General features: G+C 56.8%; 25 protein-coding genes. 4 read left to right on the plus strand and 21 right to left on the minus strand.

Going from position 1 to position 22,336, the window contains the following annotated elements; translation table 11 throughout:
* Positions 1–416: 416 nt before the first annotated feature.
* Together ACXWUF_RS04410 and ACXWUF_RS04415 are read left to right on the plus strand one after the other, a co-directional pair.
* Entirely contained in the window at positions 417–1,199 is a 783-nt protein-coding gene (locus ACXWUF_RS04410) for an enoyl-ACP reductase FabI (protein WP_458493449.1), read from the plus strand.
* A 173-nt stretch (positions 1,200–1,372) separates the two neighbouring features.
* A complete protein-coding gene (locus ACXWUF_RS04415; RefSeq protein ID WP_458493450.1) occupies positions 1,373–2,830 on the plus strand; it encodes a TrkH family potassium uptake protein in 1,458 nt (485 codons plus the stop codon).
* 98 nt (positions 2,831–2,928) lie between these two features.
* On the opposite strand, the gene ACXWUF_RS04420 is transcribed toward ACXWUF_RS04415, so the two are convergent.
* The 6 genes from ACXWUF_RS04420 to ACXWUF_RS04445 form a co-directional block, all read right to left on the minus strand.
* Positions 2,929–3,294 carry a PIN domain-containing protein gene (locus tag ACXWUF_RS04420; RefSeq protein ID WP_458493451.1) on the minus strand — a complete coding sequence of 122 codons (366 nt, stop codon included), beginning with the start codon at positions 3,292–3,294 and terminating at the stop codon, positions 2,929–2,931.
* Positions 3,295–3,348: 54 nt separating this feature from the next.
* Positions 3,349–3,639 carry a hypothetical protein gene (locus ACXWUF_RS04425; RefSeq protein WP_458493452.1) on the minus strand — a complete coding sequence of 97 codons (291 nt, stop codon included), beginning with the start codon at positions 3,637–3,639 and terminating at the stop codon, positions 3,349–3,351.
* 253 nt (positions 3,640–3,892) lie between these two features.
* Positions 3,893–4,330 carry a universal stress protein gene (locus ACXWUF_RS04430; protein ID WP_458493453.1) on the minus strand — a complete coding sequence of 146 codons (438 nt, stop codon included), beginning with the start codon at positions 4,328–4,330 and terminating at the stop codon, positions 3,893–3,895.
* A gap of 16 nt (positions 4,331–4,346) precedes the next feature.
* Positions 4,347–4,850 (minus strand): hypothetical protein, encoded by a 504-nt coding sequence (locus ACXWUF_RS04435; RefSeq protein WP_458493454.1) that lies wholly within the window; start codon positions 4,848–4,850, stop codon positions 4,347–4,349.
* 20 nt (positions 4,851–4,870) lie between these two features.
* Positions 4,871–6,772: an ATP-binding cassette domain-containing protein gene (locus ACXWUF_RS04440; RefSeq protein WP_458493455.1), complete on the minus strand. Its 1,902-nt coding sequence runs from the start codon at positions 6,770–6,772 to the stop codon at positions 4,871–4,873.
* 51 nt (positions 6,773–6,823) lie between these two features.
* A complete protein-coding gene (locus ACXWUF_RS04445; RefSeq protein ID WP_458493456.1) occupies positions 6,824–7,345 on the minus strand; it encodes a YcxB family protein in 522 nt (173 codons plus the stop codon).
* Positions 7,346–7,657: 312 nt separating this feature from the next.
* Between ACXWUF_RS04445 and ACXWUF_RS04450 the strand changes: the two genes are divergently transcribed.
* Positions 7,658–7,885 carry a (2Fe-2S)-binding protein gene (locus ACXWUF_RS04450; RefSeq protein ID WP_458493457.1) on the plus strand — a complete coding sequence of 76 codons (228 nt, stop codon included), beginning with the start codon at positions 7,658–7,660 and terminating at the stop codon, positions 7,883–7,885.
* A gap of 151 nt (positions 7,886–8,036) precedes the next feature.
* Here ACXWUF_RS04450 and ACXWUF_RS04455 read toward each other — a convergent pair whose 3' ends face one another.
* The 8 genes from ACXWUF_RS04455 to ACXWUF_RS04490 form a co-directional block, all read right to left on the minus strand.
* On the minus strand, positions 8,037–8,783 hold the full coding sequence (locus ACXWUF_RS04455) for a phosphate/phosphite/phosphonate ABC transporter substrate-binding protein (protein WP_458493458.1): 747 nt from the start codon (positions 8,781–8,783) through the stop codon (positions 8,037–8,039).
* A gap of 24 nt (positions 8,784–8,807) precedes the next feature.
* Positions 8,808–9,281: a PAS domain-containing protein gene (locus ACXWUF_RS04460; protein WP_458493459.1), complete on the minus strand. Its 474-nt coding sequence runs from the start codon at positions 9,279–9,281 to the stop codon at positions 8,808–8,810.
* A 63-nt stretch (positions 9,282–9,344) separates the two neighbouring features.
* The gene (locus ACXWUF_RS04465; RefSeq protein WP_458493460.1) at positions 9,345–9,707 is read right to left on the minus strand and encodes a roadblock/LC7 domain-containing protein; all 363 of its coding nucleotides are present in this window, start codon (positions 9,705–9,707) and stop codon (positions 9,345–9,347) included.
* Between the two features lie 99 nt (positions 9,708–9,806).
* Complete coding sequence (locus ACXWUF_RS04470; protein ID WP_458493461.1) at positions 9,807–10,451, minus strand: hypothetical protein; 645 nt, start codon at positions 10,449–10,451, stop codon at positions 9,807–9,809.
* Positions 10,444–10,992 (minus strand): GTP-binding protein, encoded by a 549-nt coding sequence (locus ACXWUF_RS04475; RefSeq protein WP_458493462.1) that lies wholly within the window; start codon positions 10,990–10,992, stop codon positions 10,444–10,446. The genes ACXWUF_RS04470 and ACXWUF_RS04475 overlap by 8 nt, the downstream gene beginning before the upstream one ends.
* A gap of 14 nt (positions 10,993–11,006) precedes the next feature.
* Positions 11,007–12,302 carry a hypothetical protein gene (locus ACXWUF_RS04480; protein WP_458493463.1) on the minus strand — a complete coding sequence of 432 codons (1,296 nt, stop codon included), beginning with the start codon at positions 12,300–12,302 and terminating at the stop codon, positions 11,007–11,009.
* Positions 12,295–13,026 (minus strand): type IV pilus assembly protein FimV, encoded by a 732-nt coding sequence (locus ACXWUF_RS04485; protein WP_458493464.1) that lies wholly within the window; start codon positions 13,024–13,026, stop codon positions 12,295–12,297. The genes ACXWUF_RS04480 and ACXWUF_RS04485 overlap by 8 nt, the downstream gene beginning before the upstream one ends.
* 543 nt (positions 13,027–13,569) lie before the next feature.
* Positions 13,570–14,832 (minus strand): porin, encoded by a 1,263-nt coding sequence (locus ACXWUF_RS04490; protein ID WP_458493465.1) that lies wholly within the window; start codon positions 14,830–14,832, stop codon positions 13,570–13,572.
* A gap of 484 nt (positions 14,833–15,316) precedes the next feature.
* On the opposite strand from ACXWUF_RS04490, the gene dhaL reads away from it, so the two are divergent.
* A complete protein-coding gene (gene dhaL / locus ACXWUF_RS04495; RefSeq protein WP_458493466.1) occupies positions 15,317–15,949 on the plus strand; it encodes a dihydroxyacetone kinase subunit DhaL in 633 nt (210 codons plus the stop codon).
* Positions 15,950–16,174: 225 nt separating this feature from the next.
* On the opposite strand, the gene ACXWUF_RS04500 is transcribed toward dhaL, so the two are convergent.
* From ACXWUF_RS04500 to ACXWUF_RS04530, 7 genes are all read right to left on the minus strand, one after another.
* Entirely contained in the window at positions 16,175–16,477 is a 303-nt protein-coding gene (locus ACXWUF_RS04500) for a hypothetical protein (protein WP_458493467.1), read from the minus strand.
* Positions 16,465–16,674, minus strand: coding sequence for a hypothetical protein (locus ACXWUF_RS04505; RefSeq protein WP_458493468.1), 210 nt, complete (start codon positions 16,672–16,674; stop codon positions 16,465–16,467). Before ACXWUF_RS04505 ends, ACXWUF_RS04500 begins: the two co-directional genes overlap by 13 nt.
* 30 nt (positions 16,675–16,704) lie before the next feature.
* Positions 16,705–17,106 (minus strand): hypothetical protein, encoded by a 402-nt coding sequence (locus ACXWUF_RS04510; protein WP_458493469.1) that lies wholly within the window; start codon positions 17,104–17,106, stop codon positions 16,705–16,707.
* 68 nt (positions 17,107–17,174) lie between these two features.
* Positions 17,175–20,414 carry a type I restriction endonuclease subunit R gene (locus tag ACXWUF_RS04515; RefSeq protein WP_458493470.1) on the minus strand — a complete coding sequence of 1,080 codons (3,240 nt, stop codon included), beginning with the start codon at positions 20,412–20,414 and terminating at the stop codon, positions 17,175–17,177.
* A 2-nt stretch (positions 20,415–20,416) separates the two neighbouring features.
* On the minus strand, positions 20,417–21,448 hold the full coding sequence (gene darG, locus ACXWUF_RS04520; RefSeq protein WP_458493471.1) for a type II toxin-antitoxin system antitoxin DNA ADP-ribosyl glycohydrolase DarG: 1,032 nt from the start codon (positions 21,446–21,448) through the stop codon (positions 20,417–20,419).
* Positions 21,449–21,460: 12 nt separating this feature from the next.
* The gene (darT, locus tag ACXWUF_RS04525; RefSeq protein WP_458493472.1) at positions 21,461–22,096 is read right to left on the minus strand and encodes a type II toxin-antitoxin system toxin DNA ADP-ribosyl transferase DarT; all 636 of its coding nucleotides are present in this window, start codon (positions 22,094–22,096) and stop codon (positions 21,461–21,463) included.
* 3 nt (positions 22,097–22,099) lie between these two features.
* Positions 22,100–22,336 (minus strand): restriction endonuclease subunit S (locus ACXWUF_RS04530; protein WP_458493473.1); only part of this gene is annotated, 237 nt, incomplete at its 5' end.

A 22,336-nucleotide genomic window follows, 5' to 3' on the forward strand; every position in this document is an offset into this window, starting at 1 on the left:
CTGGAGTCCGAACTTTAGTTTGGACGTTTTTCAACGGCTTAAGCCCATGTCCAAACTAAAGTTCGGACTCCAGACCGGCTTAACTTAAAGGCGGTGAGGCTGGGTTCAATGACATCTTCCGATTCCGCCTGGACCGCGCCGTTGAAAGCCCAAGCCCATGCGAAAAACCAAGCGGCGAGTGCTTGCTTTTTCATCTACCCGATGTCCGCCAACAAAGCGGCTATATGCAAAACCACTTATGCTAGTCGATTTAGCCGGGCTTTCGCGGCGGCAAAGGCCGACTCGGTTTTCAAAACCGAGTCGGCCTAAGGAACTGTCCGGGTGGGAGCGGCATTTGTGAAGGTGCCAGTCTGGACAGGGCTTTGCCTGTGGCGGATACTTTCGCCCCATTTCCACCCAACCCGGAGACTAATAACATGGGTTTCATGCAAAACAAGCGCGCCCTTATCGTGGGCGTCGCCAGCAATCGCTCCATCGCCTACGGCATCGCCGAGGCCATGGCGCGGGAAGGCGCGGAGATCGCCCTGACCTACCAAAACGACAAGCTCAAGGAGCGGGTTGAGAAACTGGCGGCGGAACTGGGCGCCAAGATCGTGCTGCCCTGCGACGTGGTCAGCGACGAGCAGATCGACACGATGTTCGCCGAACTGGGCAAGCACTGGGACGGACTGGATGTCATCGTTCATTCGGTCGCCTTCGCCCCCCGCGAAGCCCTGGAAGGCGACTACCTCAACGCCGTGACCCGCGACAACTTCCGCATCGCCCACGACGTAAGCTCCTACAGCTTCGCCGCGCTCGCCAAGGGTGGCCGCGCCCTGATGGCGGGCCGGGGCGGCTCGTTGCTCACCTTAAGCTATCTGGGTGCCGAGCGGGCCATCGTCAACTACAACGTCATGGGCGTCGCCAAGGCCAGCCTGGAGGCCAACGTCCGCTACATGGCCTGCGCCCTCGGCCCGGAAGGCATCCGCGTCAACGCCGTGTCCGCCGGTCCCATCCGCACCCTGGCCGCCTCCGGCATCGCCAACTTCCGCGAAATGCTGGCCAAGGGCAGCGAGGCCGCGCCGCTCCGCAAGAACGTCACCATTGAGGAAGTCGGCAACGCCGCCGCGTTCCTCTGCTCCGACCTCGCCTCCGGCATCACCGGCGAAATCCTGTACGTCGATGGCGGGTACAACATTGTCGGTCTGGCGGGCATCTAAACCGACCGGCTAGCGGACCCCGGCTCATCGAAACTTACGCGGGGTCCGCGCCTCTCGCCTCTTTTCAGCGCCGGGCTTGGGCAACTTCCCTTTCATGCGTCGATACCTCAGCACGAACGGGCAGCCGCTTCCGCCCCACCCCACCACATCCCAGCTTCCAAGGCACTCGCACCATGATCAGGCTCCTGTCGCTCGCCCGCGTGTTCGGGCTGATGCTGATGGTTTTCAGCGTGACCTATCTCCTGCCCATCGTGACCTCGCTCATTTTCGATGACGGCACGGCGACGCTGTTCCTGGTCGATATGCTGTTCACGCTCGGCTCAGGGCTGGTGCTATGGCTGGTCACGCGCACCTTCGTCCGCGAACTCAAGGCCAAGGACGGATTTCTGCTGGTGGTGCTGTCCTGGACGGGGATGGCGGCGTTCGCGACCTTTCCGCTGACGTCGTATCTGCCGGACCTGTCGTTCACCGACGCTTATTTCGAAACCATGTCCGGGCTGACCACCACCGGCGCGACGGTGCTGGCGGGGCTGGATCAATTGCCGCCCGCCATTAATCTCTGGCGGCACGCGCTCAACTGGTTCGGGGGGATGGGCATCATCGTCTTGGCCGTGGCGATTCTGCCGGTGCTGGGCGTGGGTGGGCGGCAGTTGTTCATGGCGGAAACCCCCGGCCCAATGAAAGAGAGCCAACTGACGCCGCGCATCACCGAGACGGCGAAGAATCTCTGGCTGGTGTATGGCGGCATTACCGCCGCCTGCATCGTGTCCTTGTACTGGGCGGGGATGAGTTGGTTCGACGCGGTGTGCCACGCCTTCGCCACCATGGGCCTGGGCGGCTTCTCCACCCACGACGCCAGCGTCGGCTATTTCAACTCGACGGCCATCGAGACCGTGCTGATCATCTTCATGCTCATCGCGGGGATGAACTTCGCCACGCATTTCCAGGTGCTGCGGACCAAAAGCCTGACGCCCTATCAGCACGACATCGAGGTCGCGCCTTATTTGATTCTGGTGCTGGGGAGTTGCGTGGGGATTGCGCTGTATCTGTGGCTGCAAGGCACGTACGAGGACTACTGGACGGCCTTGCGCCACGCCAGCTTCAACCTCGTGTCCATCGCCACGGACTGCGGCTTCGCCAGCGTCGACTTCAACCTGTGGCCGATTTTCGCGCCGCTGTGGATGATGTTCCTGAGCTGCGTGTCGGTCTGCACCGGCTCGACCGGCGGGGGCATCAAGATGATGCGGACGCTAATCCTGATAAAGCAGAGCGAATTGCAGATGTTCCTGCTGGCCCACCCCACCGCCGTCAACCCGCTCAAACTGGGCGGCATGGTCATTCCATCCAGCATCATCCTGTCGGTGCTGGGCTTCATCTTCGTTTATTTCATGAGCGTGGTGAGCCTGACGCTGATGCTGGTGGTCAGCGGCCTGGACTTCATCTCGGCCTTTTCCGCCATCATCGCCTGCATCAACAACGCAGGGCCGGGGCTGGGGCAAGTGGGACCGGCCACCAATTACGGGAGCCTTTCGGATTTTCAGGTGTGGATTTGCACCCTGGCGATGTTCCTGGGGCGCATTGAGGTGTTCACCGCGCTGATTTTATTCACGCCCGCGTATTGGCGGAAATAAATGTCCGGCTAATGGATGGGGGGTGGTGCCGCGCAACCCTTCATTTCCAGCTATCGTTGCGATGCTTCCGCAAGGCTCTCCCCCCATCCTTTGCTATTTCATGACCATCCTCCCATGAGCAAAACTCGCAGGGAAATAACGGGGACTTCGGTTTGTCGGCACATGGGCTTGTCCGGCCCTTCCAGCGTTATCAATTCCGCATTGGCGGCTTCGGTGGCGGCGAGGTGCAAGGCATCGAGTGGCGCCGCGTCGTACCGAGTTGCCAGCGCCAAGGCCCGCCGCACCAAAGCCGGGGTTATGGGGACATCCTCCGCCGCCTCGAAAATGATTTCCATGAAGGCGGTTTCCTTGGTTTTCCGGTGGAAGCCCGGCTTGGGCAGCACCCCCAAGCGCACGAAATCGCTTCGCGAAACTTCTTTCTGGATCGTCCAGCACGGCGCGTGCCCAGGCGCGGGTTTGCTCATCGCCATTCCAGGCCGCGATGAAAATATTGGCATCAAGGTAAGTGCGACGCTGGGTCATGGCGCTTCGCCGCGTCGCCGCTGGACTTCATCGAGGATGGCTTCCCACGGCAGCGGAGCGGGGACTTCGTCATGATCTTTGGCCTCGGCCCGCACGGCTTCCAAGCGTTGCCAGAGGGCGGTGCGGGGTGGCGCATTCAGTGGGGCGGGGGACATGATTTCGGCTTCGCCCTCATCAGGGTCGATGACCAGGGCGAAGCGATGTGGCCCCGGCTTGACCGTGGTGGGCAGTCGCAGCACCAAGTCGCGGGAGGTGCCGATTTCGCAGTCGAAGGTGAGCGTTTGCATGGGGGTTCCTCTGCGGATTGAGCCGGGGATTTTAGCCATAGCCTTTGCCGGAGCATTGTTGCTATCGACGAAAAAGCGGGGCGGGCGTTCCGGCGTAGGATGGGTGGAGGCGCATTCCGTGGGATGGCGTACCGATGGAAGTTTACCCGCGCCGGAACCCATCGTCCCAATTGGCGTGATGGGTTCCGACGCGGCAAAAATCATGGGAAATGCGCGGCCATCCCTGGTGCGCCTGCACCCATCCCTGGCGGGCCTATCCCTGTAGCCGCACCGCCAACACATCGCACCCGGCGTGGTGAATCACGCTGGACGCCGTGGACCCCAGCAGCCGCGCCAGGCCGTGGCGGCCATGGGAGCCAAGCACAATTAAATCCGCCTTCTGCTCCTCGGCAATACGGATGATTTCGGTCTTGGGGCTACCCATTTCGATCCAGCGCCGGTGGTCCGGCACGCCCAGCCGATCCGCCAGTTCGCCCAGGCGCTTCCGCCCCGAGTCGATCAATTGCTCGGTCAGCTCCGCGTCGAAGGGCGCAATGGGACCGAACGAGGAGTCCAGGGTGGGCAGGTATTCCACCACATGGATGACGCTCAATTCGGCTCCGTCACCCCGGGCCAATTCCTGCGCTTTCGCCACGGCGCGCTCGCTGTGTTCCGAGAAATCCACCGCCAACAAAATATGCCGGTAAGCCATGATCCACCTCCATTGATTAGTCCACGACCGGAAACAGGGTCATCATAAGACCATAGCCCATGGCCGTGTAAGCCAGCGCTAATCCTATGCCAGCGATGAAGGGCACGGACAGGGCATGGCGCAGGATGTGGCCGATGACGGCGATTTGCCACAGCATCAAGGCCATGAGCAGCAGGCCGATCACGCCCTTCATGTCCGGGTCGATCTGGCTCCAAATCAACAGGGGAGCCGCCGTGGCGCTGACGAAGGTGTCGCAACCGAACGCGGCGATGGCGGTTTGCAAAAACCGGGGGCCATTTCGGGACAGCGTCAACACGGTCCACAGGAAGCCAGCCAACAGCAAAGCCGCGATGGCTGATTGCAGCAAGGCCTCGCCCCAGCCAAGCTCGGGCAATGACAAGACCAGCCCCATGACCATGTTGGCAGCCACCGCCAACCACAACAACAGGGTGGAGTCCGGGGTGTCCTGCGGACCTTTGTTGAACAGGCAAATATCAAGAAACAAACGAATCAAGGGCATTCCGAACCTTCCCCGGCGTTTCAGTCATTGGCTAGCTCGGCGGCGGCGGCATCCAGCGCTTCGCTGGCTTCCAACCAGGTGGTTTCCGCCTCCTCCAAGGCTTTGTCTGCCGCCGCCTTGTCTAGCAATAATTTTTGTAACCGCGCCTTGGATTCGGCTTGGTACAGATCGGGGTCGGCCAGTTGTTGTTCCAAGCCCTGCCGGGCGGCGGTCCATTTGTCCACAGTCGCTTCGGCTTTTTGCAGGGTTTGTTGCAATGGCCGCAGCAAGCGCCGCCGGTCGGCGTCGGAGCGGCGTTGATCCTTGCGGGACACGGCGGCTTTGTTGCCGTTTTCGGCGGCTTCCTTGGCGTTGCGCCGGTCGGCCAGCCAGCGCCGGTAATCGTCCAAATCCCCCGCGAACGGCTCCACCGAGCCATCGGCCACCAGCCACAAATCATCGGCGACGGTGCGCAGCAAATAGCGGTCGTGGGAAACCAACACCATGGCGCCGGGATAATCCTGTAGCGCCAAGCTGAGGGCGTCGCGGGCGTTGAGGTCGAGGTGGTTGGTTGGCTCGTCGAGCAGCAGCAGGTTGGGCCGCTGGTATATCAACAGCGCCAACGCCAAGCGGGATTTCTCACCGCCCGAGAACGGCGCCACCGGGTCCAGCGCTTGGTCGCCCCGGAAACCAAAGCCGCCGAGAAAATTGCGCAACTCCTTTTCCGTCGCCTTCGGGTCCAGCCGTTGCAGATGGGTCAGGGCGCTATCCTCGGGCCGCAGTTGCTCAAGCTGGTGCTGAGCGAAATAGCCGATGCGCAAATCCTGCGCCGCCAGCCGCTCGCCCGATGCAGGCGACAACAGCCCGGCCAGCAATTTGACCAGGGTGGACTTGCCCGCGCCGTTCGGTCCCAACAGGCCGAGGCGGTCGCCCGGATTGAGGGTGAGCTTCGCGCCCGAGAAAATAGGCTCGGCGCCATAACCAGCGGCGGCACCGTCCAATTTCAGCAAGGGCGAAGGGGATTTGTCCGGCGGCAGAAAAGAAAACTCGAACGGCGAATCCACTTGGGCCTGGGCGATGAGGGTCATCCGGTCCAGCGCCTTGAGTCGGCTCTGTACTTGGCGGGCCTTGGTGGCCTGGGCACGGAAGCGGTCCACGAAGCCCTGGATGCGGGCCAGTTCCCGCTGTTGGCGCTCGAAGCTGGATTGCTGCTGGGCCAGGGCTTCCGCCCGCCGGGTCTCGAAGGCCGAATAATTGCCGGTGTAGAGCGTGGCGGTGCGGTTCTCGATGTGGAGAATATGGTCGGCGAGGTCGTCCAGGAAATCCCGGTCGTGAGAGATAAGCAGCAAGGTGCCCGTGTAACTGGCGAGCCACTCCTGGAGCCAGATGACGGCGTCGAGATCAAGGTGGTTGGTCGGCTCGTCGAGCAACAACACATCGGAGCGGCACATCAGGGCTTGGGCCACGTTCAGGCGCATCCGCCAGCCGCCCGAGAATTCGGTCACGGCGCGGTGTTCGTCGCCGGGCTTGAAACCGAGTCCGTGCAGCAGCCGCGCCGCCCTGGCCGGGGCTTCATAGCCGCCCACGGTTTCCAACTGGGCGTGCAGATGAGCCAGCTCAACGCCATCGCCGCTCGCTTCGGCCTTTTGTAGATCGGCCTGGATTTGGCGCAACTCCCGGTCGCCGTCGATGGCGTAGTCGAGGGCGGAACGCTCGGTGGCCGGGGTTTCCTGGGCCACATGGGCGATTTGCAAGCCCGGCGGCATGGAGAGTTCGCCCGCCTCAGCGTGCAAGCCGCCGAGAATCAATTCGAACAGGCTGGATTTTCCGGCACCATTGGCCCCGGTGATGCCGACTTTTTCGCCGCGATGGATGGTTAAGGAAGCGTCTTCGATAAGTTGGCGCTGCCCCCGTCGCAACGCCACCGATTTGAAATTAATCATCGCCGCCCTCTCGGTGGGAGGGCGGCGGACAGAACCAGGTCCACCACGGCGTTACGAAGCCGCTTCGATGCGTTGGTCCACGTCCTTGACGAACTCATGCAAGTCGCCGTTCTTCACGGTCGCACGGGGAACGATCAAGGCCGAATCAATGGTGACAAAGATGAAGGCGTACTTTTTGGTCGCCTCAATGCGAAGAATATCCCCCCACTTGACCCGTGACTCGCCTTCCCGGCCAATTTCCACTAGGGCGTCGGAGGTTGTTCGCAGCTTGTAAACACCCACAATGCGGGCTTTTTCGTCCTCGGTGTACATGCCCCGAATCTGGCGGCGGGCGTTCCATTTCAAGTAAAGCGGGGTCAGAACACCCCAAGCCGCCCCGGTAAACCCGACGTACATCGCGGACAGCGTATCCTCGTAATAAAACAGCATTACCAACGCAATCACCATCAAGATGCCTGGAACAGTGCCCTGATGGCGGCGAAGAGTTGAACCGAGCTTGCCAGAGCTTTGCAATTGGTGGTCGTTGAACGCGAGCAAATCCTGCTCGCGCAATTCGTATTCGATTTCGGACATAACTTCCAGGAAGCCAATGAGGTTGGTTAAAGTCGCCACCCCGGAGCCGAACGGCGGTGAGTGGGCAAAAAAGGCCGATTAGTATACGCAATTCTGACTTGGTTTATCGTTTGAGAATCAAGGCTTTCCGGTCCAGGCAAATATCGGCCTCAGAGTGGATATCCGTTCTTGAGAACCCCAACGAACACTATCCAGCCAAACAATCCAGGACTCATCGCCCAAGCTGTTCACCATCATCATCGACAAACACGGAGTTGATAATCGTTCTCGTTTATACTAAGATCAAATGCACGTTTGGCATGAGGTCTCGTTATGTACATCTGTATCTGCAAGAACGTTACCGACGGACAAATTCGCAAGGCGGTCAGGGAAAAAGGGGTCAATAACATGCGCGCCCTTAGGCAAGAGCTTGGCGCTTGCGACCAGTGCGGCAAATGCGCCGTGGAAGCACGACAACTAATCAGGGATTGCTTGAATCAACAAGCCATGGCGGAGTCCCGCTCACTGCTGGCAGGCCAAGCAGTGTTGGTGGGCGCGTAGGGAACGGGTGGATAGGTCGCCTAGGGCGGGAACGGCGGCACCAAGATGCCAGCGCTTGTTTCTTATTGATGGCGAGGCTATCGGCCATGGGGACTGGCTTGCTAAACCCGTCCTGCCATAAAAGTTGAGAACTATCCTTGCATGGAGTCCTTTAAACTAGAAGGGTCTCCACCAAGTCAATCATAAATTCCATCTCCTCCTGATCCACCTCTTCCCACCGCTCAAACCCCAACGTGGTCAACACGCCACGGCCCTTCGGGTCTTCGAGCATGGACAGCAAGGCCGCTTGCAGGCGCTCTCTTTGTGGAGCCATGGCAGGACCAAGCATAAGGGAATGGTGAACAACCTGAATTTCGCTTCTTACCAGAATCCTTAACTGGCTCCTCACCACCGAGGAAAGGTCATTGAATGCCTCGGCCAGAAAAATACCTGCGTCAGACGCCCCCTTAAGCAATTGCTTTGCCACCAGAACATAACTATCACATATCTGCAAGTTAATATTATTGGCGCTGAGGCTGGCTGGCTCCAGCATAATCATGCCCATCATATGCACGTCTGGATCGGCCGTAGTTGCCACGGACATGCCGGGCCGCAAATCCTCAACCATCATAATTTCCCGTCCGACGGACGCCGCGATAATAGCTTCGTCGGATTTCCCTTTTGGTTTCGCCAAGGGAGTAAATCCCTTTTCCCGAACCAGCATGGAAGCATCGTAGGGGTTGGCATAAATAAGATCGACCTTATCGGCCTCGATGGCTTGCCGTTGGCTGTTGAAGTTGGGATAAATTTCTAAATGTATTCCCACTCCCAAGGCTCTCTGTAGCCAAGTATTGAAAACATACCAGCCGGCCAAGTGCTCGGGACCGAAATCTGGACTTATAGTAAAATTATATGTCATTGAAGCGTCTTTTCCGAACGGTATTCAGACCATCGAAAGATAAAGTGCCCTACTTTGCTCTATCATTTCCCGAGAAGGCTTGCGCCGCACCGATGTATACCCCACAACTTTCCCACCGCGAACATTGGGAATCACCGTCGCCTTCACCCAATAATAACCGCCATCTTTCCTAAGATTTTTAACGTATCCTTGCCATGTCTTTCCGGCCTGCACGGTTTCCCACAGGTTTCCAAATGCCGCTGTCGGCATATCGGGATGCCTTAAAATGGAGTGCGGTGAACCCACCAGCTCCTGCTCGGTATAACCCGACATCAAAACAAATGACTGATTAACCTGAGTTATAAACCCATTGGGATCGGTACGGGAAACAATCAATCGCCCATCCGGATAAGGGGTTTCTATCTCAGTCACAAGAACCCGTCGATTGCCATAACCGTATAGTCTAAGGTTATACTCTCGATAATCGCCGACAATATCTTCTGGCTTCATATCTTGCATACTTCACCCTCCCGAAGCTCACCGCTTCTTTTATTGTTATTTTTCAGGCGATATAAACCGGCATTAAATCATGGCTGAAATGCTTTCGGCGGCCCTTTTCACATCAAGAAAGATGAGTCCGAGCTTCGCATTCGGTTTTGCCAGCACGGTAAGTACAGCCTCCTTACCCGCATAGGTCATAAGCACATAGCCACGATTGCCCTTAATAAGAACCTGCTCCAGTCCACCCCGCTCCAATTCCTGGGCCGTGCGGTCGCCTAGAGAAAGCATGGCCGCGCTCATAGCGCCGACACGGTCCTCGTCCATGCCCTGCGGGAGTACGGCGGCCATCATAAGCCCATCGGTCGAAATCACGCCAGAAGCTTCAATATCAGGTGAGGTTCCGTTTAATTCCGACAGAATCGACTTCAACATGTCTGCACGCATTTGGGTTCACTCCTATTGCTCATTATTCATGAAAACGAAAAATCTAATCAGATATTAAATCATCTTGTTTATATAATATCTTGATATTACGACACGAAATCAATCCCCCAACAAGCCGTAACGCCGACTGATAACCCACACCAAATTAACAAAGTCCGGATGGTTGAACTGAGAAATTCCACTAACAACAAGCACAAAGCGCTGATTTCCAATATACAATGGCCAAAACCCAATCTTGCCGTTGCCTGCCGCATCCACGATAGCCCAAGCGCTGCTCGCCATCCCCAGATTATTCACCAGCAATCCGGATCGACGGCTGTGCATGGTCGCCAAATCAGCACTAAGGGCAGATAGCTCCTCAGCCACTTCGTGAGGAAACCCGCTGGAAGCCAAATAAAAGCCCTGTTGGTCCGCCAACAGAACTTTGCCGTTAATGGATAACGATTTCAGCAGCTTTGGCAACTGCATTTCCAGAGGCTCGTCATTGCAGGTTTTCGGCACCTCCAAGCCTTGCACCCAACCCAATCCCTGAGCATGATGGAGCAAGGTCAATAACTGCTCCTCATCAGTAATTTCTGACCACTCCATCAACCCCTCCATCGTTAGTAACGGCGAGGATGTCTTCGCAAGCAAGGATTGGATCATTCGGCGGCTAGGATTTCGCTCAGTGGAGGAAATAGCATAGTATGCCCCCGCCGGTGTTGGGTGAATATAAACCCCGTCCGCCAGGGTATAGTTAGCCATCCTTAACCTCCTGCAAGCCTGGATCAAGAGAATATAGCAACGCTTGAAGCAATATCGTCATGTCTTTGCGAACACGAGCATCCACTTCAAAAAGAGGAACATTTTTTCCCATTCCGTGTAACTGCTGATGATAGTCTTCAATCGTTGGGTTGGGGCTTAAATCCATTTGAGTCACACCAATCACCACCCTGGTTTGCTCTATAAAATTCTTGAACGCTTCCAGAAAAAACCGCATATCCTGAAATGGGTCAGCACGGGTATTATCAAGCAACAAAATCAAGCCTATGCCGCCGGTACTCAAAATATCCCACATAAAGTCGAATCGCTCCTGTCCGGGCGTTCCGTATAGGTGTATTTTTTCCCCACCCGCGAGTTGCAAAACGCCATAATCCAAGGCCACGGTCGTGGAAGCCTTGCGTCCTTTGGTCATATCGGACGCCGATTGATCCGTCGATACCGGCGGTTCGTCACTCAAAGAAGCAATTGCGGTGGATTTCCCGGCTCCCACCGGACCTGTGAAAATAATTTTGTAATTCGCCATGAATGACCTTCGCTTTACCGTCCAAGCAGACGTTGCAGAATCTTCTTCAAAACGCCGACATTTTTCTTCGGCTCCAAAGTCGGCGGTGCAATGAGGTTTTCAGACTGCCTAGTCGCCTGATCGGCCAGACCCAAAGCACGCGCAGCACTGAAAAACGCGAACACGTATTGTTGACGTATATCCAATGTTTCGGCCACATCCAGCAGCGAGCGCGGCTGTTCGCTTAATAACGCAGCGATGCGCATAGCGTTAGGGAACATAAGTAATCTGGTGAAATTAGGCCAGTGCCGCAGATAAACTGGCCGGTTTAAATCAATATCGTCAGGGACGCGGCCTGCGGATGTCCAAAGCGCGACCTTCCAGATTAACGCATCCATCCTTTGCAATTGGGTGGGGTCGAAATCATCTCCTTTCATTCTAATGGCGCTGGCTGGCGAAATCGTCATCACCGACGTGCCGGAATCCGCAAAATCCTGATCCGCGATTGAATGCGCTGGCACCAGACAGAACGAGCGCAACTGCTGGTCATTGGCATCCACCCAGATTTCCCTGCTTTGGGGAAAAATCGTGATGGGTTTCCATCCCGTATTCAGTCGCAACGCACAATTTTTAGCCACCGCCGTTTTACATGCGGATTGCAGATAACCTTGTAGATACCGCTTGGGATCATATTGAGCGGCTTTTACTTCTATGGGATTACTTGGATCAATGTCCTTCAAGGAGCCAATATAATCCCCGAATCCACGCTCATCGAGCAGGGTTGCCGCCTGATTGGCAGTTTTGTTTTCTTCCCGTACCGTTATGGTTTTCTTAAATGGTTGCGGAGGTGGGCTTTCGGGCTTTAGCTCCGCCTTTGGCTTCAAGTCAACCTTGGATTCCGATGGCTCGACCTTGGCCGTTGGCGGAGGCTCTACCCTTTTTGGGGGTTCCGGCTTAGGTGGTTGAAAACCAAACCGCGGGCCGGGCGACGAGGCAGGCGCAAGGCGTTCACTGGCCTCGTCCAAAGCCGTCAGCATATTTTGAATTTGAACCGGCTTTTTGATGTAAATTGCATTCGGCAATGATTCTTCATGCCTTTCCAGTGACAGAAGAATCAATACTCTTTCCGGGTGCCGCTCCCTTTGATCGGCGAGAATTTTTGCCGCATTGAACGAATCCATGTCGATAATGCCGACATTCGCACCGTCATCTCCAACTAGCGTGGCCCGGTCTCCACACTTGCCCCGGAAAAATAGTTGCAGAGCCGTATATGAACGGGTATCGAATCCCAAGGCACAAACCCGAAGCGCGACATCTCGGCGATTAACCATTGCGACTCCTGAAGAACTCTGCCAAACCCTCCCATTTCTGACGGGCCGGGTTTGAAGCGCCATCTAATTCTTGAAACATTTGCAAAAAATTTGCCTCATCCCGAGTCGACCGATAAATTTCGAGCAACTCTTCATGCAAATCGACACGTTGCGGCGTCAACAATAAGGCGGCTTCCAACAGAATACGGGCCTCTTCCAACTGGCTGTATTCCAAAAATTCCCGCGCTTCGACCAGCGGATCGCGTGGCGCGTTAGGTTGCCTATCGCCATCGTGGATTAAGGTTAACCCACCTTCCAAACCGAAATGGAGCAGGGATCCCGGCACAACAAGGATGCCCTTTGGTCCGCCCGCCAGCGAATCGAGCAACTGCTTGTAATGCCCTATTGCCAGCACACTCTTCGCGAACTCTAGCATCCGCTTACGCAGATCAAAGCCCTTGCTCCCCAAGACAAGGAAAAGGTCGAGCAAGGCCGGAAACAACTCCTCGTCCGCCCCATGGTCACGCGCCAACACGATTCGCCGGACGTGACTAAGTAAGTCGCGTGGATTACGGGCAATGCAATGGCAAAAGTATTCTCCGAAAGAATCCCGATAGGCGGGCGGGAATCGCAAGTCGTTGGATTCCGCCACCGAAAACGCTGGCTCCACGCAGCAAAGAAGCGATTCGGGGATGGCTTCGCTATGGCCAATGCCAATGATGAGAGATTGTTTTCGGGATTTCACCACATCAGCTCCGCAGATTGATTCACGGAACAAGCCTCAGGCCTGCCTGCCATTTAATGATAGTCGTAATATCTAGATTTTATATGTTTTAGGCCATTGAGCGTAGTCTATTAGTGACAAATTATATGGGTTTTCCAATAGGATTTCCTTAGCCGAAGCCGCCGGGCTGGTCGCCAGCCACTGGCTCAAACGCAAAATCATACCGGAACAAAAATCAAAGAAATCCCGCAAGTGAGACATCCACTGTCAGCAGTGCCAAGTCAAATCCAACGAGAATGCCTACAAACAAGAAAATCGTCAGGTAAGGCCGGTCTCTTTTTTGGGGAGGTCGATACAGGCTTGGGCTTGCGGAGGAACTGCGGTTCATCATAAGGCATTTCAATTCCGCCTAGATGAACTAGATCGAGGGAATAATCACCGCGCAAAGGCGCGGCCGAAAACGGCTCATTGAGAGAGATTGGAGAGGAAGACTTGGGGAGATGGGGTGACTATAAGAAAAACGGACATCCTTGTCCATGCCATGACTTTGCGCTGAAGAGCGGCTTAAAACGAAATAACAATATCGGTCGAGAACAAGAATTGGTCGCCCCGTTTCGCGGCATAGCCAACATCCCCGCCCGCATTGTCGAAGGCGTTAGCCTTGTCGGACCAGTCGTAGCGGACGTTCGGACGCACCGAGACCCACTTCAAAGGCTTCCAGTTCAAGCCAGCGGTGACTTCGTAATAGCTGTTCGCTCCGGGGAAATAGCTGAGTGTGCGGCCCGGCGAAGCCACCCGATAGCCGTCATCATCGCGGAACCATTCGGCCCGGATACCGATACCCAGATCATCCTGAATGTCGTAGGTCAGGTATTGGTTGATGCCATACCAGGTGGCGTCCCCCAGCCCGGCAATCTTGTTGGCGAAGCCGTGGTCATGCTGGAAGGTGTAGTGCAACCCTTCCATGATGTCGTGTTTGATGACGAGGCTGTACATGCTCCAGTTGTTGTTGTCATGCTCGGATGTCGCCCCGGTCGTGCCGGACACGAACACGCTAGTGCCCTTGTCGTCGCTGGTCCAGGTCACGCCGCCGATGCCATTCCAATTGCCCAACCCCTTGTCCCAGGCACCATCCCAGCCACCGAAATCACTGCCAGTCACCACGCCACCCGAGAGCGACCAGTTCTGGTCCACGGGGTAGCTCAGCAAAATGCCGGTATGGGTGAAGGGCTCGCCATACTGCATGGTGTAGGCGTGGGAGTAGAAGAAGTTATCCGGCGCGGTGACGACTTCGTTGCCGATGATGGTGTAGAAATGACCGATCTTGGCGGTGATGCCGTTGCCGAACGGCGCGAACACCTCGACGTAAGCCTGCGGGAAGGCCATATCATAGAAGCGCTCGCCATTCTTGATGAGGTTCAAATCCCAGTGACCCCGGGGCGAACCGTAGGCCTGGGTGAATACCGCGTCGGTGCCGAACATGAAGTCGAAGCGACCGCCGATATCCCAACCGCTGCCAGCGGTGTCCACCGCGCGTTGGACGTAGAGGTAGAACTGGTTTACCTGAAATTCGCTGGCGCGATCACCGAACGTGACAGGGCCATTGTATTTGCTGCCATTAGAGTTGTAGGTGACGCCCATGTTGAGCCAGCCACCCCACTTGATCCCGTAGTCCGATAACGGCTGGGCGTCGCCCTTGCCAGCCATGTAATCAGCTAAGCCAGTGGCCTCGGCGGCTTCGTTGGCGTGAGCGGAACCCGTCGCCAAGGCGGCAACCAAGGCGAGCGCAAGTGGCTTCAGCCGACTGTGGAGGATATTTCGTTGCATTTGTAGGGTCTCCAAAAATTCTGTTCGCTATCCTTGTAAAGCAGGAAGCACGCCAACACAAAAATCACTAAAAAACAGCGACTTGTACAAGCCCTACAAACAAAAAAGCACCATAATGGTGCGATTCCCCCATCTTTTGCACTATAACAACACATCGTTGTTATTTGGCTACTAATCAATCCATCCTCAATTTTTGACTCGGCCCGCCATTTACTATCGTGCAGCCGTCTTGAAAAACGCAACAGATCGTGTTCTAGGCTGGCTTTCACTCGGTGTCATGGCCCAAAAACCGGGCTAATTTCCATTTAGGGGCGACCATCCAAGGGCTTACGCACCATTTTGCAGCAACCACATATTTATCATGTAAGCACTGAAAGCATCCACCATGTTTTTCGGCGGATTGGCGGCGTTAGGCGTCGGCACACGGCAAGAGGGTTCTAGCTTAAAATCTTGCCACTTATCACTAATTACCCGCCATTTTTCCATGAAAATCGAATTCATCCTGAGAGCCGCCGAGACCGTCAACGCGGCCATCCTCGCCAACGAATCCGAAATCGAATCCCTCGACCGCGAAATCGGCGATGGCGATCATTTCATCAATATGAAGCGGGGCGGCGCGGCCATCGTCGGCATGAGCGGCGAACTGGCCGCGCTGACGCCGGATGCCGCGCTGCAAAAGATCGGCATGAAACTGCTGTCCACCATCGGCGGTGCTTCCGGGCCGCTCATCGCCAGCTTCTTCATGGCGATGGCGAAGGCGGTGAAGGAGCAAGGCGCGGACACCCTGCCCGACATCGCCGCCGCCTTCGCCGCCGGGGTCGAGGCCATCAAGAGCCGGGGCAAGGCCGATCTGGGCGAAAAAACCATGCTGGATGTGCTGATTCCGGTGTCCCAAGCCTTCACCCGGCTGGCGGGCGAGAGTGCCGAACGCGCCGTGTTGCTGGCCGAATTGAAGGTCGTGGCCGAGCGGGGAATGCTGTCCACCCGCGACATGATCGCCACCAAGGGCCGGGCGGCGTTTTTGGGCGAACGGGCCATCGGCCATATCGACCCTGGCTCCAAGACCAGTCAGGTGATTATCGCGACAGTGTGCGATTTGGTGCTAAGCGGGCCATAACAGCGCGGCAGCCGAAGGGATGCTCCCCGCCCTTGAAAGACCGATTTCAATACAATATTTAAAAATTTTCTAACACGCTGATTTTAAATGAAACACGAAGAGCTATGAGACGCCATTGGGCACGAATTTGGGAACAAATTTCGGACCATTAGCCTCGATTTGCGGTATTTGCTTCGGTGTTTCCTCAAAATCCCGGCAAGCTGGGTGCCTTGCTTAAGGGGTCGATTATTTCCGGCGACGCGGCTTGGCTTTGGGCAGCAAAGCGGTCGCGATGTCTTTGGCCCGTTCGTTTAGGAAGCTGGAAAGCTCCAAGCCTCTCGGGATGTTGGTGGGTGGATAACGGTAGTTTTGGCAGAGCGGGGCCAGGGCGTCCAAGGCTTCATGGGTGAGGTACAGAGTGGAAATACGGACCTTGCCATTTTCCTTCTGCCGTTTCCGATACCGCCGAATCCTTTCCGCGTTCGTAGTGGGTGGCGTGCCTGGTTGGTGCTTGGTGTAGGTGTGCGGCACGATGTTCAGCCCCGCCATTCGTCCAGCGCCCGTTGCTGTTCCCGCAGTGCCCGGCTCAATTGGCGCAGCATTGGCCGCTGTCCGCCCTGGTCGGCATTGCGGGAGGCGATGGCCTTGCCTTCCCCGGTCTTCGGCCCGGTGGACTGTTCCCATGGTCGCCACTGGCGGATGCGTTCGGATTGTCGTTTACGCTCTTCTTCGGTCCACTTTCGCATGATTATCTTCCCGCCATAATTCGCAGCCAGTCACAGATTACCGGCGGACTGCTTCATTTCATTTCTGCCGATTGTTGGTCCCGGCTCTGTTCCCTTTAGGTACGCTATCCGTTCACGACCATCAAACTCGATCCAGTCGCACGGCAAAGTCGGCCCGCCAAACATCGCTTCCACAACACAAACATCTTTCCAAACCTGCACGCCATCGCGGGAATCCATTGGCTCAAAGCCCATTGAAGCCCACTGTTCGACAAGCAATCGGATGTCCATCGGACTCATTGTGCCATCGTGAAAAAGATAATCATCGAACCAAACGCGCCCACCAATTAGGGGAGCATGGTCCCGGAGGCATTGTTCCCAGCCACCAGGATATTTTTCCCGGATAACGGCAACGGGCACGATGAAATCTATAAATTCGAGCGCGATAGCCATGCCTGCCTCCAAGGCTGAAAAACCTTTTTAATCTCTATCCTGTGCCGATCAAGCCACCGCACGAAACTCTAATTCGGTGCCGATTGATAAATGTTTTGGCCGGGTCCGAAATAGCCGTCGTAAATATGGCAGTAAGTTAAATCGGCCTTGGCTTTCTTGATGTCGCCCGTGTAGGGGGTGGGCAGACCTTTGAACGCATTGCGGATGGTTAGCACCACCGCCGCCTTCGACTGCGGCTTTTTCCGCCAATCCAGCACCAGCTTGGTGGCTTTAAGCTGGGAAAGCAGTTCCCTAGCCACCGCCTTCACCTCGTCCTTCTCCTTGTCGGTCAGTGCCGGGTCCGGTCGGGTCAAGATGTCGAAAACGGCCAATTGCTCCTCGGTCAGTTCTTCGCGCTGCGCCCGCTTTTCTTCCTCGGTCAATTGCTGGGTGAAGTCCATCAAAACCTTGAACAAATCCTCTAGGTTCCGGCTTCCGGCGTTGTATGCCTCGATGAGTTCCTGAAACTTTTCCTGGAAGTCAGCCCGGTTGTGATTCAGCCGCACCAACTCGTTGAGTTTTTGCTGAATCTGGCCTTTGAGCTTTTCGGCTTCGGTGTGCTTCCGGCCTTGGGCGAATTTCTGTTGGAGCTTCTCGAAGTCCACCATGGACAGGTCGATCAGCGGTTCCGCCTTGGGCGTGGCGCCGATGCGGTAGCCCTCGGTGGCAATGGAATCGTTCAGCAGCGCCTCGATGTCGCCCATCACTTCGGAAATATCCGCCGGGGGCATCAGCGCCTTAATCATGGCCCCCAGGTAGGCCACCAGCACCGCCAGTGGGGCGAACTCATTGGCCGCTGTGTCGGGCAGGATGGCCTTGAAGACCCGCGCCACATTGTTGGCGAGTTGCAGGAAGGCTTTCTTGTCCCCATCCTTGGCGATGAGGATGTCCACCGCATCGTTGAGGAGCGGCAAGCGCTGGCTGGGGTCCGCCGCCGCGATGTCCGCCAGCACGATGCCCCGCGCTTGGCAAAACCCTGTCGCTTCGGTCAGCAGCGCCTTGAGTTGCTCCACCAGCGCCGCTTTGTCGCGGATGGGGCTTGCGCCCGGTCGGGTGGGCTGTGCGTAAATCGCCAAAGCCCGCTCCAAGTTGCGGAAGATGCCCACGTAATCGACGATCAGCCCCGCCGTTTTTCCCGATGCCACGCGGTTGGCGCGGGCGATAGTCTGCATCAGGGTGTGATTCTTCATCGGCTTGTCGAGGTACAGCGTGGAGCAAGTGGGCACGTCGAAGCCGGTGATCCACATGGCGCACACGAACACCAGCCGCAACGGGTCCGCCGGGTCTTTGAATTTCTCGTCCAGGTGCTCCTTCTGCATCCGCTCCCGGTGGGGCTTGATGTCCAGCCCTTTCTTCTTGAGGTCTTCCACCTCGTTTTGGCCTTGGGAGACGATTACGGCCATGTCGGTTTGATCCAAGAGATTCAGCCGCTCGATTTGGCTCTTTTCGTACAGCCACTCGGGGGATTCCTCCGGGTCGCCCAAAATCACATAGCCCGGTAATTGGTTCCATTCATCGCACTCCGCTTGGACTTTCTCCAATTCCTTCCGCCAGCACGCCCGCACCTTGTCGTACATCCGCACCGCCGTGGCCTTGTCGATGCACACCATCATGGCCTTGCCGCGATAGCCCCGCCCCAGGAAGTGCCGCACCACGTCTTCCGCCACGGTGTCCAAGCGGTCCTCGCGGGTGATGAGGTGGTATTCGCGGGCGAACTCCCGTTCCAGCTTCTTTTCCTGTTCCGCATCCAGTTCGGCGTCTTCCAGCAGCCGCGCCAAGTCCTCGTTGAGGTGGTCGTTGATGAGCTGTAATTCCGGGATGCGGTTTTCGTAGTAAAGCGGCACGGTGGCCCCGTCCTCGATGGAGCGGGCGAAGTCGTAGACCGACACGTAATCGCCGAAGACTTCCCGCGTCCGTTCTTCCTCGCCTTGAATCAGCGGCGTGCCGGTGAAGCCCAGGAAAGCCGCGTTGGGCAGGGCGCCACGCATGTTGAGGGCGAAGATGTCGTACTGGCTGCGGTGGGCTTCGTCGGTGATGACGATGATGTCCCGCCGGTCGGAAAGCTGGGGATAGACGCCGCCCTTCTCGGTGCGGAATTTCTGGATCAGGGTGAAGACGTAGCGGTTATCTTGGGCCAGCAGTTGCTTGAGGTGGTCGCCGCTGTTGGCTTGCACTTCGGTGCCGGTGACGGCCCCGGTCGCCGTGAAGGTCTTGTAGATTTGGCCGTCGAGTTCGTCCCGGTCGGTGACGATCACGAAGGTCCACTGGCCCGCCAGCTTGCGGAGTATCTTTTGGGTGAAGAACACCATGGACAGGCTTTTGCCGCTGCCTTGGGTATGCCAGAACACCCCCAGCCGCCGGGCTTCGGCGCTGTCCACTTGCCGCAGTTGCTCCACTTTGGCGATGGCTTTGTTCACGCCCAGGTATTGGTGATTCTTCGCCACCTTCTTGACCAGCCCGCCCCGCACTTCCTCGAACAGGGTGAAGTTTTCCACGATGTCCAGCAGCCGGCCCGGTTCGCAGAGTCCCCGTAGGGCGGTTTCCAGGCTGGTGTTGCCCGGTTCGCTTTCGTCGTCGATGCGTTTCCACTCGAAGAAATGTTCCCATTCGGCGGTCAAGGTGCCGATCTTGGTGTCCTTGCCGTTGGAGAGCAGGATGAAGGCGTTGGGGTGGAAAAGCTGGGGGATGCTCTGGCCCCGGTAGTCGCGGAGGTTGTCGTCGAAGGCGGATTTCAGCGGGACGTGGGGCGCTTTGAGTTCGATGAAGACCAGGGGAATGCCGTTGACGAAGCCCACGAGGTCACAGCGCCGCCGGTACATATCGCCGGACACCCACAGCTGTTGGGCCAGGAAGAAGTCGTTGTTGGCGGGGTGGTCCCAGTCGATGACTTTCAGTTCCACCGTTTCCGGGAGGCCGTCGTCGTCGGGAAGGGTGACTTTCACCCGGTCCCGCAGCAGCCGGTAGAAGTCCCGGTTGGCGTTGACGGGGATTTGCTTGGAGCGGTCCTCGGTGAGGAAGGCGAGGGCTTGGGTGTAGGCGTCGGGCGGGAGGCCGGGATTGAGCTTTTCCAGCGCGGCCCGCAGTCGCTTGGTGAGGATGACTTGGCTTTCCGATTCGCGGCCTTCGGTGCCGTTCGTGCCGAAAATTTCGCCCTGAAGGTTGGCGGTTTTCCACCCCAAGGCGACGAATAGGGCGGCGGCGGGCTGTTCGACCATCGTCAGTTCACGGTATTGGGCGCTGATTTCTTTGATGGTTAAGGGCGTGGTCATGGCTAAATCCAGCCCTCGGATTCCAGCCGCGCATAGGCTTTTTGAATATGTTGCGGTTTCATCAAATCTTTTTTGCGCTGGTTCCAAGCTTCGACCCGCGCCCGGATTGCCGCGAGATTAGCTTTATCGGCTACTTCATGCCTAGCCACCCAATGAACGGTAGAGAGTAATTCCATGCCATACGGGGTTTCAAAGCCTTCGATGAGCCTTTTCACCCGTTCCAGATGTTGTTCCGCTTCCGGCTTGGTTTTCAGGAACTCACCGGCCTGTTGCGTAGCGTTCGGCATCAGTCGGATTTCCGCTTTCGTGGAGCGGTCGCCGTAGCCCCGGATAAAGTGCCCCTCGATGTGCTGCAAAGCGTGGTTAAGATTGTCGGCATAGGGGCCGAAGTGATGCGCTTGGAAGCGAAGGCGCATGGGTTCCCCCGCTTCTTGCAGAAAATAGGCGAGCTTTTGTACTTCAAGCAGGCTGTGGCGGTAGCCTTGGCGGCCATAGAGGTCAAGCAGGCGAATCAGCAAGGCCCGGCCCGGCGTCATGGTGGGTGGCTTGGTTCTCACCGGCATTTTTTCCACCGGCGGCGCGCCCTGCGGCTCGAATAACAAGACCTGTACCTCCGGCAAACCGGCGAAAGCGGCTTCGATACGCGATTTCACGTCCGGCCAATTTAAGCCGCCGAGTCCGGCCCCTAAAGGCGGGATAGCGATGGACCGAATATTCAGGGTTTTTATTTGCCTGATAAGGTCCACCAATCCGGCCTCGATGTCCTCCAATCTCGAATTCCCTTTCCAATGGCGTTTGGTGGGGAAGTTGATGATGTATTTGGGGTTCATCAAGTTCCCGGTCTCGAAAACCAATACCTGCCCCATGTGCATTTGCCCCGCCTTGCAGACTTTTTCGTAATGGATGAAGTTGTCGGGAAAGGCTTGTTTGAACTGTAAGGCGATACCCTTGCCCATCACCCCCACGCAATTGACGGTGTTCACCAGGGCTTCGGCATCAGCCTCCAATAGATTCCCTCGGGTCGGCTCAATCATTGGATTTGCTCCTCAGTAATACCAGCCGCGTTGAATCGCCACGGGCATGGTGAATCCAAACTCGGCCAGCAATATCTCTGCTTCTTGTTTTTTTATTGGGTCGATAACCCCAATGTTCTGGATCAATTCCACCGGGAATCGCTCATGCACTAAAAACTCGGCTTGGCGGCGGCGCTTTCGATCCAGGTCGTCATCGGTATCCGCCCAATAGTTGGCCCGCATGAGCGGCCAATCGACGGCGTTTAGGTGGGCCAAATCATCGTAAAAATCGGTTATCGCCATGATGCCGTGTCCGTCCGAGAACACGAAATCCAATCCCGCCGCTTGCACGGTTTGGGCCGTCGATACCAGATATACGATGGCCCCTTGTCCGCCGGTGAATCCTTCCACGTTGCCTCTGGAAAGGGTGTATAGCATGGGCGAGCGGGGCGCGAAGTAAAACGGCACATAATCTTGCAGCACGCCGCCCGGCCCACAGGGTACCGGGGTTTGGGCGCGGCGGTCTTGGATGGTTTGATGGGCGATGTTGGTATAGCCCGCGTCTTCTTGGTCCAAAGCCCGTTTTGCCAATAACCCGCCTGCCTGGAATATCTGGCGTAGATTTTCCAAGGGGGTGATGTGGTAAATGGATGTTGGATTAGGGGGCATGAATTAGGCCGCTATTTCCAAGGGTTCGGGCAGGTGCGATACGTCCAATTCGCCGGAGATGAGTTTGGGGAGGAGGAGGTCGCGGGTGGTGCGGAGATTAGTATTCTTTATGCCTAAGGTTGCGGCTAAGCCATACAAAGGCATTACCACAGAGGTGAAGTTAGCCTGTTGTTCTTTGGGAGGTACAAGAATGAATTCCTTCTCAAGAAAAACGGTGAACTTTAAGTTTGTAATCCCGGT

This window comes from Methylomagnum sp. (assembly GCF_054333355.1).

What these genes read in the sequence shown, in the direction of transcription:
- ACXWUF_RS04410 (WP_458493449.1), top strand. Translation starts at nt 417, where the DNA reads ATGGGTTTCATGCAAAACAAGCGCGCCCTTATCGTGGGCGTCGCCAGC.
- ACXWUF_RS04415 (WP_458493450.1), top strand. Translation starts at nt 1,373, where the DNA reads ATGATCAGGCTCCTGTCGCTCGCCCGCGTGTTCGGGCTGATGCTGATG.
- ACXWUF_RS04420 (WP_458493451.1), bottom strand. Translation starts at nt 3,294, where the DNA reads ATGAGCAAACCCGCGCCTGGGCACGCGCCGTGCTGGACGATCCAGAAA.
- ACXWUF_RS04425 (WP_458493452.1), bottom strand. Translation starts at nt 3,639, where the DNA reads ATGCAAACGCTCACCTTCGACTGCGAAATCGGCACCTCCCGCGACTTG.
- ACXWUF_RS04430 (WP_458493453.1), bottom strand. Translation starts at nt 4,330, where the DNA reads ATGGCTTACCGGCATATTTTGTTGGCGGTGGATTTCTCGGAACACAGC.
- ACXWUF_RS04435 (WP_458493454.1), bottom strand. Translation starts at nt 4,850, where the DNA reads ATGCCCTTGATTCGTTTGTTTCTTGATATTTGCCTGTTCAACAAAGGT.
- ACXWUF_RS04440 (WP_458493455.1), bottom strand. Translation starts at nt 6,772, where the DNA reads ATGATTAATTTCAAATCGGTGGCGTTGCGACGGGGGCAGCGCCAACTT.
- ACXWUF_RS04445 (WP_458493456.1), bottom strand. Translation starts at nt 7,345, where the DNA reads ATGTCCGAAATCGAATACGAATTGCGCGAGCAGGATTTGCTCGCGTTC.
- ACXWUF_RS04450 (WP_458493457.1), top strand. Translation starts at nt 7,658, where the DNA reads ATGTACATCTGTATCTGCAAGAACGTTACCGACGGACAAATTCGCAAG.
- ACXWUF_RS04455 (WP_458493458.1), bottom strand. Translation starts at nt 8,783, where the DNA reads ATGACATATAATTTTACTATAAGTCCAGATTTCGGTCCCGAGCACTTG.
- ACXWUF_RS04460 (WP_458493459.1), bottom strand. Translation starts at nt 9,281, where the DNA reads ATGCAAGATATGAAGCCAGAAGATATTGTCGGCGATTATCGAGAGTAT.
- ACXWUF_RS04465 (WP_458493460.1), bottom strand. Translation starts at nt 9,707, where the DNA reads ATGCGTGCAGACATGTTGAAGTCGATTCTGTCGGAATTAAACGGAACC.
- ACXWUF_RS04470 (WP_458493461.1), bottom strand. Translation starts at nt 10,451, where the DNA reads ATGGCTAACTATACCCTGGCGGACGGGGTTTATATTCACCCAACACCG.
- ACXWUF_RS04475 (WP_458493462.1), bottom strand. Translation starts at nt 10,992, where the DNA reads ATGGCGAATTACAAAATTATTTTCACAGGTCCGGTGGGAGCCGGGAAA.
- ACXWUF_RS04480 (WP_458493463.1), bottom strand. Translation starts at nt 12,302, where the DNA reads ATGGTTAATCGCCGAGATGTCGCGCTTCGGGTTTGTGCCTTGGGATTC.
- ACXWUF_RS04490 (WP_458493465.1), bottom strand. Translation starts at nt 14,832, where the DNA reads ATGCAACGAAATATCCTCCACAGTCGGCTGAAGCCACTTGCGCTCGCC.
- dhaL (WP_458493466.1), top strand. Translation starts at nt 15,317, where the DNA reads ATGAAAATCGAATTCATCCTGAGAGCCGCCGAGACCGTCAACGCGGCC.
- ACXWUF_RS04500 (WP_458493467.1), bottom strand. Translation starts at nt 16,477, where the DNA reads ATGGCGGGGCTGAACATCGTGCCGCACACCTACACCAAGCACCAACCA.
- ACXWUF_RS04505 (WP_458493468.1), bottom strand. Translation starts at nt 16,674, where the DNA reads ATGCGAAAGTGGACCGAAGAAGAGCGTAAACGACAATCCGAACGCATC.
- ACXWUF_RS04510 (WP_458493469.1), bottom strand. Translation starts at nt 17,106, where the DNA reads ATGGCTATCGCGCTCGAATTTATAGATTTCATCGTGCCCGTTGCCGTT.
- ACXWUF_RS04515 (WP_458493470.1), bottom strand. Translation starts at nt 20,414, where the DNA reads ATGACCACGCCCTTAACCATCAAAGAAATCAGCGCCCAATACCGTGAA.
- darG (WP_458493471.1), bottom strand. Translation starts at nt 21,448, where the DNA reads ATGATTGAGCCGACCCGAGGGAATCTATTGGAGGCTGATGCCGAAGCC.
- darT (WP_458493472.1), bottom strand. Translation starts at nt 22,096, where the DNA reads ATGCCCCCTAATCCAACATCCATTTACCACATCACCCCCTTGGAAAAT.